10 protein-coding genes are annotated in these 13,008 nt (G+C 65.1%); 3 read left to right on the top strand and 7 right to left on the bottom strand.

The genetic code is table 11. The features are described 5' to 3' along the window. Positions 1-140: 140 nt before the first annotated feature. The 7 genes from AC3WN8_RS08190 to AC3WN8_RS08220 form a co-directional block, all read right to left on the bottom strand. Positions 141-1,022 carry a peptidylprolyl isomerase gene (locus AC3WN8_RS08190; protein ID WP_492668910.1) on the bottom strand — a complete coding sequence of 294 codons (882 nt, stop codon included), beginning with the start codon at positions 1,020-1,022 and terminating at the stop codon, positions 141-143. Positions 1,023-1,127: 105 nt separating this feature from the next. Further along, positions 1,128-1,871, bottom strand: coding sequence for an SDR family NAD(P)-dependent oxidoreductase (locus AC3WN8_RS08195; protein WP_492668911.1), 744 nt, complete (start codon positions 1,869-1,871; stop codon positions 1,128-1,130). A gap of 13 nt (positions 1,872-1,884) precedes the next feature. Beyond that, a complete protein-coding gene (locus AC3WN8_RS08200) occupies positions 1,885-3,252 on the bottom strand; it encodes a PQQ-dependent sugar dehydrogenase (RefSeq protein WP_492668912.1) in 1,368 nt (455 codons plus the stop codon). A gap of 64 nt (positions 3,253-3,316) precedes the next feature. Continuing rightward, the gene (locus AC3WN8_RS08205; protein WP_492668913.1) at positions 3,317-3,973 is read right to left on the bottom strand and encodes a hypothetical protein; all 657 of its coding nucleotides are present in this window, start codon (positions 3,971-3,973) and stop codon (positions 3,317-3,319) included. A 38-nt stretch (positions 3,974-4,011) separates the two neighbouring features. Further along, the gene (locus tag AC3WN8_RS08210) at positions 4,012-4,767 is read right to left on the bottom strand and encodes a GntR family transcriptional regulator (protein ID WP_492668914.1); all 756 of its coding nucleotides are present in this window, start codon (positions 4,765-4,767) and stop codon (positions 4,012-4,014) included. A gap of 139 nt (positions 4,768-4,906) precedes the next feature. Continuing rightward, the gene (locus tag AC3WN8_RS08215) at positions 4,907-6,889 is read right to left on the bottom strand and encodes a CocE/NonD family hydrolase (RefSeq protein ID WP_492668915.1); all 1,983 of its coding nucleotides are present in this window, start codon (positions 6,887-6,889) and stop codon (positions 4,907-4,909) included. Continuing rightward, positions 6,886-7,950: a dipeptidase gene (locus AC3WN8_RS08220; protein ID WP_492668916.1), complete on the bottom strand. Its 1,065-nt coding sequence runs from the start codon at positions 7,948-7,950 to the stop codon at positions 6,886-6,888. The genes AC3WN8_RS08215 and AC3WN8_RS08220 overlap by 4 nt, the downstream gene beginning before the upstream one ends. A 108-nt stretch (positions 7,951-8,058) precedes the next feature. Here AC3WN8_RS08220 and AC3WN8_RS08225 point away from each other — a divergent pair, with 108 nt between their 5' ends. The 3 genes from AC3WN8_RS08225 (at position 8,059) to AC3WN8_RS08235 (ending at position 13,008) form a co-directional block, all read left to right on the top strand. Beyond that, on the top strand, positions 8,059-9,507 hold the full coding sequence (locus AC3WN8_RS08225) for an APC family permease (protein WP_492668917.1): 1,449 nt from the start codon (positions 8,059-8,061) through the stop codon (positions 9,505-9,507). Positions 9,508-9,570: 63 nt separating this feature from the next. Further along, positions 9,571-10,671, top strand: coding sequence for a Gfo/Idh/MocA family protein (locus tag AC3WN8_RS08230; protein ID WP_492668918.1), 1,101 nt, complete (start codon positions 9,571-9,573; stop codon positions 10,669-10,671). Positions 10,672-10,776: 105 nt separating this feature from the next. Continuing rightward, the gene (locus AC3WN8_RS08235; protein ID WP_492668919.1) at positions 10,777-13,008 is read left to right on the top strand and encodes a TonB-dependent siderophore receptor; all 2,232 of its coding nucleotides are present in this window, start codon (positions 10,777-10,779) and stop codon (positions 13,006-13,008) included.

A 13,008-nucleotide genomic window follows, 5' to 3' on the forward strand; every position in this document is an offset into this window, starting at 1 on the left:
GGACGGGGTGTCATTCAGGTCAGGCTGAGTCGAGAATGGTGTCGATCGAGAACCGGCGCGCAGCGTACTTCAGTACGTGAGCACCGGAAGCGCAGATCGATGCCGTTCGCAGGCCAGCATCACCTGAATGACGCCCCGTCCTAAGGTTTGCGGCGGGTGGGGACCGGTATGTTGCAGACGTCGGCGCCACCGGCGGGGACGTTGAAGAACGGGTCGCGCCGGTTGGCGCGTGCTTCGCGATAGGCGGCGAAGCTCTTGCCGGTCAGATATTGATAGGCCGATTGCGCCCCCGGATCGGCTTCGGACATCGGTTTGATGCTCGAAATCGCGATGCGCTGGCGGGGATCGTCGTAGAAGCCGAGCGCCGCGGTGCCGCGCGGGCGTGAGGCCAGGAATTCCATGCCCTCGATCACGCGGCCGACCAGGGCGATGTTGCGGTCGAGATGGCGGGGGGCCTGGCCGATCACGGCATAGAGTTCGGCGCCCGATCCGGTATCGGGCGCCAGATTGCGGCCGACCCCGACCATCGCATAGCAATGGGCGAGCCAGATCTTGCCGTCGCCGTCGCCGCCGACCGGCCAGCCATCGGCAAAGCCGGTATGTTTGGCATAGGGATCGGGCCATGAGATCCAGCTGGGGTTCAGGCCGGTCTCGGTGCGGACATATTCCTCGGGCGGTTTCGCCGTCACGTCGGCGGGCAATGCCTTGCGCTCGGTGGCATCGCCCCATTGCACGACATAATTGTCCTGGACGCGATTGATCGAGGTGTTGTCCCACCAGCGCTGCGCCGCCAGTTTGCGGATATTGGCGACATGGACGGGCGCGAAATCGGGGGCGAGCTGGATGACGACGCGGCCGCCGCCGGCGACGTCCATCAGCAGCAGGTCGCGTGCCGGAATATCCCGCCAGTCGGTCGCGGGCGCCGCTTGCGTGATCTCGCCCGGCGCGAGCGCCGGGGCCTGGCGCTGCGCCACCGCATAGATACCGATCGGTGCCGCGACGGCGGCGAGCAGCGAAAGCATGATCGTCTTCGTCATCGCTACGGAGACTAGAGCGGAAATCGACAGAGTCGATTCACTCTTTTGGCAAAATCGTCGATCGGCCGGAAAGGCGGCGATCGGATCGAGCTACCAGGTTTCTCCATAAGGCCGGATCTCCTGTTCGAAGGTCCAGGCGGCCTTGGGCTGGCAAAAAAGCTGCCAATAGGCGTCGGCGATCGCAGCGGGCGGCATCAGCCGGTCGGGATGCATCGCGTCGACCGCATCCCTGCCCTCGCGCTGTGCGATCATCTCGCGGACCCATAGCGTGTCGACGCCGGCGTCGATGATCAGATGCGCAACATGGATCCCGCTGGGCCACAGCTCGCGCGCCATCGACTGGGCGACCGCGCGCAGCCCGAACTTGGCCGATGCGAAAGCGGCATAGCCTGTGCCGCCGCGCAGCCCGGCGGTGGCGCCGGTGAAGAAGATCTTGCCGCTTTCGCGCGGCAGCATGATGCGCGCGGCTTCGCGCCCGGCGACGAAACCGGCGAAGCACGCCATTTCCCAGACCTTGCGGAACACGCGGTCGGTGGTCTCGAGGATCGGGAAATTGACGTTGGCGCCGACATTGAAGATGACGAGCGCCAGTGGTGCGTGCGCATCGGCATCGTCGAGAAAGGCGGCCACATCCTCCGGCACGCGCGCGTCGAGCGACCGGGCGAAGATGTCGCCGCCCGCCGCCGCGATCTCCTCGGCCAGCGGCTTGAGCTTGTCGCCATTGCGACGCCCGGCAAAGATCGTGAAGCCCTCGGCCGCGAACTTCCGCGCGATCGCGCTGCCGATATGATCGCCGGCGCCGATGATCGCGACGGTTGCGTTCCGGTCGCTCACCGCCCGACCCCGGTCAGGAGCCGGACGGGCGTGCCGGGGCAGGGGCGAGCGGCGGTGCGCCGGGCGCGCTGACCCGCCAGATCGTATTGCCGACATCGTCTGCGACGAGCAGCGCGCCGGTGCGGTCCTTGATCACGCCGACCGGCCGGCCGCGCGCTTCGTCACCCACCAGGAATCCGGTCAGGAAATCCTGCGGCTTGGCGTTCGGCAGCGGATAGCCGTTGGGGCCGAACGGCACCCAGACCACTTTATAGCCCGAAGCGGGCGTGCGGTTCCACGATCCGTGCAGGCCGACGAACGCGCCGTTCGCATAGGCGGGGCCGAGATTGGCGCCGTCGGCGAAGGCGATGCCGAGTGCTGCGACATGCGGGCCGAGCGCGAAATCGGGGCGTTTCACATATTCGAGCCGGTCTGGCCGGTACGGCTCGACGCGATTGTCCTGGTAACCGCCCCAATAGCTGTTGGGCCAGCCATAATCGGCGCCGAACTCGATGCAGGTCATGTAATCGGGCACCAGATCGCCGCCGAGCATGTCGCGCTCGTTGACCGTGGTCCACAGGCATCCGGTCTTGGGCTCATAGGCCAGGCCATTGGGATTGCGCAGGCCGGTCGCATAGATGCGGAAGCTCTTCTTGGCCGGATCGACTTCGAGCACAGCGGCGCGATTGACTTCCTTGTCCATGCCGTTCTCGCCGATATTGCTGGCCGAACCGACGGTGACGTAGAGCAGCTTGCCGTCGGGGCTGGCGATCACGTTGCGCGCCCAATGACCATCGCCGCCGGGTATATCGACCACCTTGCTGCCCTTGGCGGTGATCTTCGTCTGGCCGGTCTCGTAGGGGAAGGCCATCACGGAGTCGGTATTGGCGACGTAGAGCGTGTTGCCCACCAGCGCCATGCCGAAGGGCGAGTTCAATCCTTCGAGAAAGGCGGTGCGCTGATCGACTTTGCCGTCGCCATCGGCGTCGCGCAGCAATGTGATGCGGTTCGCGGACGGCACGTCCGCGCCGGCGCGGCCCATCAGCGTGCGCATGATCCAGTTCTTGATGCCGCCGCCTTCACGCGGCGGGGAATTGGTCTCCGCCACCAGCACGTCGCCATTGGGCAGCAGATACATCCAGCGTGGATGGTCGAGCTTGTCGGCAAAGGCGGCGACGCTGAGGCCCTTGGGCGCGTCGGGCTTGGCGCCGTTCGGCCAGCCGACCGGATCCGCGATGTTGATGGTCGGCAACCGCTCGGGGCGCGGTGCCGAGATGGTGGGCTTCGCACCCGTCACCGCGTCGACCGACAATAAGGCGGGCTTGCCGCGTGACACGAAATAAAAGGCGGCCGCAAATCCCAGCAGCAGCAGGACGACGATGATCACGATAGGCTTTTTCATGTGCGGACCATATGCCTGCGATATTGCGGGTCAAGAGGCGACCGACGCTGGAAATCGGGAAGGTTCAGGGTTTCAGATACCGTGCGGCACAGGCGTCCAGCACCTGTGTCGGCGGACCGGCATGTGCTGCCGCGGCAAGGCCGCGCGTCGCACGCGTGAGCAATTGCCCGGGATCGATCGCGCCCGCGGCCCGAATCTCGTCGGAGATGCGTGTGTCGAGCGCCGCGTCGAGTCGGGCATAGGTTTCGGCCTTGCCGCCGGGCGGGACGTCGCTTGCCCGATGGATCTGGCCGAGCGCGTTGGCGAGCGTGAAGCACATCATCCGCGTCTCGGAACCGTCGGCGGGCAATCCCTTGAACGCCGATGACAGGGTCTCGGGATAGGCCTTGGCGCATGGCTCGGCATAGTCGGAGGCGTTCTTCCGCTCGCTGATCGCGGCTTCCAGCGCCTGGCCGCGCGCGGCGAGCGTCTTCGCCGTTTCAGGTTCGGCGATGCCATTGGCCGATGCGCCGAGCAGCAGGAAATGTGCGGCTTCATTGGCTTGCTCGACGGTGAGCGCCGTGCCGCCGCCCTGCGTCCCGAACAGCGCGATCCTGGCGGCGTAGCAGGTGGTGGCGCGTGCCTGCGGATCGGCGGGCAGCGTGATCGCGGGCTTGTTGCCGCATCCCGCCATCAGCAGGGCAATGGCGATCGCGCCAATCGGGTATCGGTCGTTTCTCATCCCGTCCTGCCCGACCCGAATCAGAGCGGATTCAGATCCTAGATCGAATTTTCCTCGATCTTGATATCGGCATAGGTGATGCCGTCATAGTCCGATGACTGATTGCTGTAATATTCGAGTTCGTCGGATCTCGTGACCATCCTGACCAGATGCTTGCGCGCTGCTTCCGGATTGCGGTCGTGGAGCGCATCGACCAGGCCGACATGGTCGTCATAGGTTCCGCGGAAGAACTGCTCGCGCTCCAGCGTCTCGGCGTTCATCAGCATCATCAAGGTGGGGCCGAAGCGCTGCCACAGACCCTCGATCATCTTGACGAGCGTGTGCGATCCCGACGCATTGTAGATGCCGAACTGGAACGCCCGGTTGCTCTGCAGCACATTGGTCAGGTCCCGTGCGTCGAGCGCGTCGAGCAGATCGCCGAGATGGCGGCGAACCGCTTTCAGTTCGGACGAGCGGATGTTGAGCGCGGCGCGAGAGACCGCCAGCCCCTCGAGAACGCATCGCACCTCGTAGAGTTCGTCGAATTCGACGCGCGTCAGCAGCGGGACGACCGTCGTCCGGTTGGGCAGCATCTGCAGTGCCCCCTCCGCGACGAGCTGGAAGATCGCGTCGCGCACCGGGCCGAGACCCAGTCCGGTGAGTTCGGCGGCCTGGCGCAGCGTCACGGGCTCACCCGCCTTCAATGCGCCCTGGATCATCAGCGAGCTGATCGTCTCATACGCCGTGTCCTTCAGCGTCGCGGCTGCCGCACTGCCGGCCGGTGTCTTGGGGTCTGCGGGGGCGAGGGTCGGCATGCACTGGGTTCCGGGTTGATCGAGGAGGCGCTGTGTCGGGGGCGATGGGTCGTGGCGGATCAATATGGTCAGCCGAACTCTTAGTGTTGACCCGTTGGCCTGCCAAGTTCCCGTGCCGATGTCGGGTGTTGAGAATGGGTCACTCGAACGGCGATCGATCGATTTCGCCGACGATGGGCAGCCGGATCCAGGCGTCCGTCTCACCGCCCATATGCAGCCCCGCATTCTGGGTGGCGCTGATCTCGGGCGCGGACACATTGTCCCGATCCGCACCGGCGATCGTCAGCCTCAATCGCTCTCCGCGCTGGAAGATGCGGCCGACCGCGATCATTCCGAATTCCATGGGCTCGGGGCGCACCGAGAGCGGCGCCGCAGAAAGCACGTCGCGGCGCAGCGAGCTGGGAAAGGGGAGGCCGAAATTGCGATAGGGTGGCTTGCCGAGCGTGCGGTGCGACGATCGCAATATGCCTTCGGAGACGAGCCGGGAGGTCCCGTCGGGGGCGACCGCGGTGAGATAGGCATGGACGTCGATCACCGGCGTGTCGGCGGAGGACAGGAACAGACGGACGGACGGAATGCCGGCGACATAGAGATCCCGGGCCAGCGGCGGCGACGTGAAGGTCATCGATTTGAGATCGTTGTTGGTCACGTCGATCTCGTAGACTGGGCCCGCCCATCGCGTCCCGCGGTTGCCCAGCGAGGTTTCCGGATCGACGACCCAGCCCTGTTGCGAGGTCTTGCCGTCGGCCGACCAGGCCAGCGAGCCGTCATTCTGGGAACGCGCGCTGCCCGCTGAGGCGGACGACAGATGGAAAATCGCGTCCCGCGTCAGTTTCGTCGGCCAGTCGTCGGCTGAAAACCATTCGGTGCGTGCCGGACCGCGCGCGACGCCATAATGGACCGGCGCCCGGGTGTCGGCCCCGTTCGGGATCTTTCGCAGCCAATGGTCGAACCAGCGCAGCGTCTCGCGGGAGACGATGTGGTCGCGTTCGGTATCGCGTGGATCGTTCGGCGAGGGGCCCGTGATGCCGTGCGGATAGGGGCCGTAGATCATCTTGCGCGGAACCGTCAGGTTCGCGAACCAATAGAGCATGTCGTTGGCGTAGATGTCGTGCCAGCCGCCATTGAGAAGCGTGGGAATGCCGCTGGCGTTCACCTTCGGAAGAAGCGTGTAGAGGTTGTTCTGACCGGCCTTCTGATAGGTGTCGAGGAACGGCAGCTCGTCGCGCACGATGCCGACGCTTTTGAAGCGGTCGATGTGGTTGAAATATTCGTCGTCCACCCCGTTGCGATGCTCGGCGACCGCCTGCCGCAATTCGCGCTGATCCTGATCGCCATCGACCGGAGGAATGTTGGTGATCGGCGCATCGGGCGCGGAGGTCCGGTTGTCCGCGGCGGCGACGCGGCTGACCCAGCCCGACTGCCAGCCCGACCGGAATATGCCGCCCATCCCATAGGCGCTGCTCGGCCCGTCGAAGAAGGCATAGACCATCGACAACGCTTTTAATGCGGGTGGGCGCTCGGCGGCGACGCGCGGTTGCACTTCCGCCAGATAGGAAGCGCCGAGCATGCCCACCGTGCCATCGCTCCATGGCTGCTTCGCGATCCAGTTGATCAGGTCGGCGCCGTCCTTGCCCTCGATATCGTCGCCCTCGGCATGCGACGGGCCGAACGAAGCGCCGGCGCCGCGCATGTCGGCGACCACGAGCGCATAGCCATAGGCGAGCATCAGCTCGGACCAGAGCGGCTTGTCCGCGATCTGCATGACGCCGGCGGCATCGGCCATCGAATATCGGGCCATCTTGGTTCCGCCGCCGGGCAGCGGTCTGGCGCGTGCATAGCGGGTATATTCGAAAACCACGGGAAAACGGGCGCGGACCGCGCGGCCCTCGACCGCCGGTAAGTAGATGTCGACTGCCAGCTTCGTGCCGTCACGGGCACGGACATAGACCGAACGCCGGACGGCCTGACGATAGCGAAAGGGCTCGTCCGAACGATATTCGCCAACGCCGAGCGCGGACAGCGACGTACCCGACACGCTTTCCGCCTTTTGGGCGATAGCTGGCACGGCGGGGATGATGGCGATCGCCGCCGCGGCCGCCCATGCATAGACTCTGTTCATTGTCCTGTTGCTCCCCATGCCATGCGGCAGAGCCGCACCATATTTTCGCCGAGCACGGCGCGGATATCGGTTTCGCTATAGCCATGGTCGGCCATGATCCCGATCAGGCCCGGCATCTGTTCCGGCGTCGCGTAGCGAAAGCCCGGCCATGCCGGATCGGCCGCGATCGGCCATTCGTCGGGCCGTTCCCGGACCCAGTCGTTGAGCGCGCTCGCGTCGAACACGAGATCGAGCCCCAGTCCGACATGCTCGATCCCGACCAGATTCGCGAAATGGTCGATATGCGCGAAGATGGTCTCGCTGGAGCAGGCCGGGTCGCCCAGATATTCGCTCGCTCCCGATATGCCGATCACCCCGCCGGTCGATGCGCAGGCAATGGCCTGGGCGTCGGTGATGTTGCGGAAGCTCGGGTGAAGGCGCGCGGCGTTGGAATGGCTGAACAGGCATGGCCGGGTGGCGATCTCGAGCGCGTCCATCGCTGTGCGCGCGCCGGTATGGCTGAGATCGACCACCATGCCTACGCGCTGCATTTCCGCGACCAGACGGCGGCCATAGCTGGTCAGGCCGCCGTCGCTTTTCTCGGCGCAGCCCCCGCCCACGCTGTTCGTATTGTTGAAGGCGAGCAGCGTCTGGCGGACACCAAGCGCATAAAAGGCCTCGATCAGGTCGAGATTGCGCTCGAAGCAGCGCGTGCCTTCGAACTGGAGGACGATGCCCAGCTTTCCGCTCGCCCGCGCGATCGGGATCTCGTCGATCGATCCGATCAGCACGGTGTGGTCGGAGGATGCGATGCGCCGCCGCGCCCATGCGACGAGCGCGAGCGCGCCGTCCGATCCGTGATTGTCCCCGGCAAGCGTCGTCGACACGATATCGAAACCCGCGGCGCGGAAGCGTTCGAGCGTGTGCCAGCCATTGCCGACCGGCTCCTCGCCCGGAAGGTCGACCGGCCACACATTGTCCCACACCAGCGCCTGGCGCCACAGCGCGTCCGGCTGCGCAGGCGATCCGTCGTCCTGGCCTTTCCCCGTCGCCGAACGGTCTTCGGTTTCCGCTTGTGTCACACGCGATCCTTCCGGGCGTCGATGGGGCGGGACATTGCCTCTTTACCTGTGCCCGAATCTGATATAGCAAACTCGACTATGTTATATCAACAGATAGATTGTTAGAACATGAAGCGGGGCGACGATGGTCGGACCGGCGTGACGCTCGTCGGCATGTTCTCCCTGCTGGTGGGCACGATCATCGGCGCCGGCTGGATCGCCGCGACCAGTGCCTGGGTGGCGGAGGCGGGCCCGATCGGCGCCATCATCGCCTTCGGGCTCGGCGCGGCGCTGATGGCGCTCATCGGACTGTGCTTCGCGGAGCTGGTGGCGATGATGCCCGATAGCGGGGGCATCGTCGGCTACACCTATGGGGCTTTCGGGTCGGCGGCGGCATATATAGTCGGCGCGCTGCTTGTGCTCAGCTATGTCGCGACCATCGGCTTCTTCGTCACGACCCTGCCCTATGTCGTTCAGATGGCGCTTCCCGGCATCTGCGCCGGCTCCCAGCAGATATTCGGGTTCGAGATCGATCGCGGCGCGCTTGTGCTCGGAGGGCTGGGCACGGTGCTCGTCTTTCTTGCCAATTGGCACGGCACGCGACTGACCGTCGGCCTGCAGAACGGGCTGGTCATCGCGAAGTTCATGCTGGTCGTCGTGCTGTGCGGCGTCGCGCTGGTCGTCGGTCGCGTGGCTCCAGATGCGTCGCTGATGGCCGGTGCCGCGGGGCAGGCCACACTGTCGGGCGTCACAGCAGTCGCGATCACGACCCCCTTCTGGTTCTCGGGTTTCGAGGTGCTTCCCCAGGCAATGGGCGAGCGCGCCGCCGGCGTCCGGCTTGCCCGGATCGGTCGGCTGGTCATCCTGGCAATCATCGCCAGCTTCCTCTTCTATGCGGCGATCATCCTGGCATATGCCAGCCTTGCCGAACGGATCGGCGGCAGCGTGAATGGCCCGTCGGTCTATCAGGTTGTGCACGAAGCGACGGGGTCGGGTGCGCTCGCGGGGGTCGTCATCCTCCTGGCGCTGGTCGGCATCCTGTCCTCCTGGAATTCGACGACGTTCACCACCGCGCGTATCCTCGACACGCTTTCGCGCGCCCATCTCGCCCCGGCCGGCTTCTCGCGCGCGCGTTCCGCAGATGGTGCGCCGGTCGCCAATGGCGTGCCGGTCGTCAGCCTGTTGCTGCCGAGTTGCTGCGGCTATCTGCTCGGCCTGGCCGGGCGCGGGCTGAGCATCGCGCTGATCACCGCCGCGAGCGTCATGCTCGTGATCGTCTTCCTCTTCGCATGTGGCGCTGTCATCCGCCTCCGCCGCATCGCGCCCGATCTGCCGCGCCCCTATCGCGTTCCGGGGCGGATGGTCGCGCCATGGGTGGCGGTCGTCGCTTCGGTGCTGCTGCTTGTCCTCGCGATACGCGATCTGCTGCTGTTCCCCGCCGCCGAACGGCTTGCGCCATGGACCGCGCTGGGGGTGGGCGGTGCTGCGATCGCTTTGTGCTGGATCGTGGGCGGTCGGCGCCGTCGCGCCATCGATGAGCGCGATCGCGGCGCGATCCTTGCCACTTCATCCCTCTGACATACCGGAATCGCTCGTGAAATTTCGTACCACGCCTTTCTCTGTTCCACTCGGGCTCGATCGATGAGCACGCGTCCCCTCCGGCTGGGCGTGGTCGGCCTTGGCGACGCGGCGGCGGCGCATATTCACGGCAGCGCGGCGCTGGACACGGTCACGATCGTCGCGGGGGCCGATCCGTCGCTCGCGGCCCGTACCCGTTTTGCCGGCCGTGACATGCAGATGTTCGAGAGCGCGGCGGAGATGATCGCGTCGGTGCCGCTCGACGCGATCGTGATCTGCTCGGCGGTCGCGACGCATGAGGTGATCGCGATCGAAGCGGCGGCGGCGGGCCTCCATATCCTGTGCGAAAAACCCATGGCGCTGTCGGTCCGCTCGGCGCGCCTGATGGCGCGCGCCTGTCATCAGGCTGGGGTCAAATTCTTCTACGGCTCCTCGTGCCGTTATCTGCCGGCGATCCAGCGCGCGCGCGAGATCGTCGGCGAAGGCGGTATCGGGGAATTGCTGATGCTGCGCGAGGAAATCGTCGGCGGCGCGGGTGCGGAGGCCTATGCCCCGATGTCGGCGGCGCATTATCCGCCCGGCGGCCCGGGCGGCGGCGGCTGGGGGCTGGTCGACCACGGCGTCCACATGCTCGATCTGTTTCCCTGGATGGCCGGGGAACCGATCGAGGCCATTTGCGGGCGCGGACAGATATCGGGACGCGAGCCGCGGTCCGAATATGCGGTGATGACGATGCGCGGCGGCCGGACGACCGGGCATCTCATGTATCTGGAGAGCAGCTACTTCACCGATCTGCCGCAACACGGGACTTTCCTCAATGGCCGGGGGTGGGGCAGCGATGGCGCCGCCCCGGCGGGAGACTGGGATCCGCATCCCGCCGCCATCCATCTCTACGGAAGCCGCGGGTCGCTGCTCGTCCGGCACTATGCCGGCGAGCTCTATCGCAACGACGGCAACGGCATTGTCCGGCTGCCGGTCGATGGCACGCCGCCACCGGTGCAGTTCACCCGGCAGATGGCGGCTTTTGCCGCCTGCGTCCGCAACGACACCGCACCGGCGACCACCGCTGCCGACGGGATCAGGGCCTTGACCGTGCTCGAGGCGATCTACCGGAGCGCGGAGTCGGGCAGCGTCGAGGCAATCAGATCGGGCGATGACGAATAGCCTTTCCAAAAAGGCATTCGACCATCGCCCAGCACGTCCTTGGGAGGGACGCATATCAACTATCCGCGCCGCGATCGGCCCGGACATTGAACAGGGGAGAGGATCATGAGGCGATCACATACATCGCGGTTGCTGTTGCTGCTCGGCGCTTCGGGAAGCAGCGTCATATTTCCGGCCACGGCGGCGATCGCGCAGTCGGCGGTGCCCGCGGAACCGCAAGCCGGGCAGACGGACGGCAAGACGGCGGACCAGCCGGATGACATCGTCATCGTCGGGCGCACCTTCTATCGCCCGATCGAGGCGAGCAGTTCGACCAAGTTCGATCTTTCGCTCGTCGAAACGCCCCAGGCGATCAGCGTCATCACCGAAGACATGATCTCCAGCCTCGGCCTTACCTCGATCGGCGGCGCGGCCGATTATGCGGCGGGGTTCGTCAGCCAGGGTAAGGCGTCGCCCGGACTGTTCATCGGCACCTTCCGCGCGCGCGGCATCCTGCTCAGCCGCTATCGCGGGTTCAAGCTCAACGACTATCCCTATGGCATCGCCGGCGTTCCCGACACGGTCGGGGTGGAGCGCATCGAGTTTCCCAAGGGGCCGACGTCGATCATCTACGGCTTCGGCAATTATGGCGGCATCGTGAACATCATCACGCGCAAGCCCCAGCGCGAATTTGGCGGTTCGGCGACCTTGCTGCTCGGTTCCTATGATTTTCGGCGCGCCGAACTCGATCTGACCGGTCCGCTCTTTGCCGATGGCGCGGTTCGCGGCCGCATCGGTGCCGGTTACGAGGACACCAATTCCTTCCGCAAGGGAGAATATAGCAAGACGCGCGTGCTCGCGCCGTCGCTCGTTGCCGATCTCGGCGAACGCACCCAGCTCGAATTCTTCGGCTATTATCAGAAGACGAGCGGCGTGACGGGTGGCGGTCTGCCCGTGTTCGTCGATGCGAACCGGAATGTTCACCTGCCGACGGCGGTGTCGCGCAAGCTGTTCAACGGCAATCCCGACGTCAGCAAGACGACGCTCGATGTCAAATCGGCGGTGGTAGCGCTCAAGCAGCAGGTCTTCGATGACGGTTCGCTGAAGCTGGTCGTCAATGGGACGACGTCCGACCAGGATCTGAAAAGCGTCTATTCGGGCTATGTCCCTGCGTCGTTCGAAACCGGCGAGGCAACGGTCTATGCCATTGACGATGACGAAGACGCCAAAAGCGCCTCTGTCGAACTGTCCTATCTCGACCAGTTCGAGGCGTTCGGCCAGGAACATCAGATCTATACGGTCGCCGGATATGATTATTTCAAATCGTCCAACAACGAATCCGGAAACTGCATCGGTTTCGTCAATCTCTACAAGGCGGATTTCAGCCAGTTTACCGGGCCTTTCCCGACGCATCAGGACTATCTGAACGGCGATTTCTGCTACACCGGCGTCGGCTCGCAGAAACAGACCGGCTATAATGTCGGCTCGCAGCTCCTGCTGAGGCTGACCGACAGCCTCAAGCTCCTCATCGGCGGCCGGTACGACTGGCTCAAGCTCGAGAACAGCCTCTATCCCGGACGGCCCGATGCCTCCAGGGCCAGCCTGAACACCGAGGAATTCTCATACCGCGCCAGCATTCTCTACAGCGTGACCGGCAATGTGAACGCGTATCTCCATTATGCCCGCGGCTTCACGCCTCAGCTCGGCATCAAGCGCGGCGGCGGCACGGTCGGCAGCGAGCATGGGACGCAATATGAGATCGGGGTGAAGGGCGAATTTCTCGACCGGCGCCTGGGCTTGTCGGCCGCGCTGTTCCAGCTCGACCGATCGGGCACCGCGATTTCCGACCCGCTGAACGGGCCCGGCGACAGGTTCGTGATCGGCGGCGGCAAGGATCGGTTCAAGGGTGGCGAGATCGAACTCGTCGGCCAGCTCGGTCGCGGCCTCTCCATCCTCGCCAACTATGCCTATGTGACGGCGAAGGTCCGCGCATCCGACACGCCGTCATTCATCGGGCAGAATCTGCCGGTCGGTCCCCAGCACACGGCGTCCGCCCTGGTCAATTACAGCTTCCAGCCCGAATCCGCGCTGAGCGGGCTCGAAGTTGGGGCCGGCGTGAATTATGTCGGACGATCACGGCCGATGCTCGATCCGCCCGGGCCGGTCCAGTCCTATACGTTGCCGAGTTATGTCGTCGTCGATGCGCGCACATCCTATGCGATCACCAGGCAGCTGCAGGTTCAGTTGAATATCATGAACCTGTTCGACAAACGCTATTTCACCTCGGGCCAGAACCGCTACATCCTCGATTATGGCACGCCGCGCTCGTTCCGCGTCAGTCTGGATTACAAATTCTAG

The organism is Sphingobium sp. FW305-3-2-15-F-TSA7 (assembly GCF_058787155.1).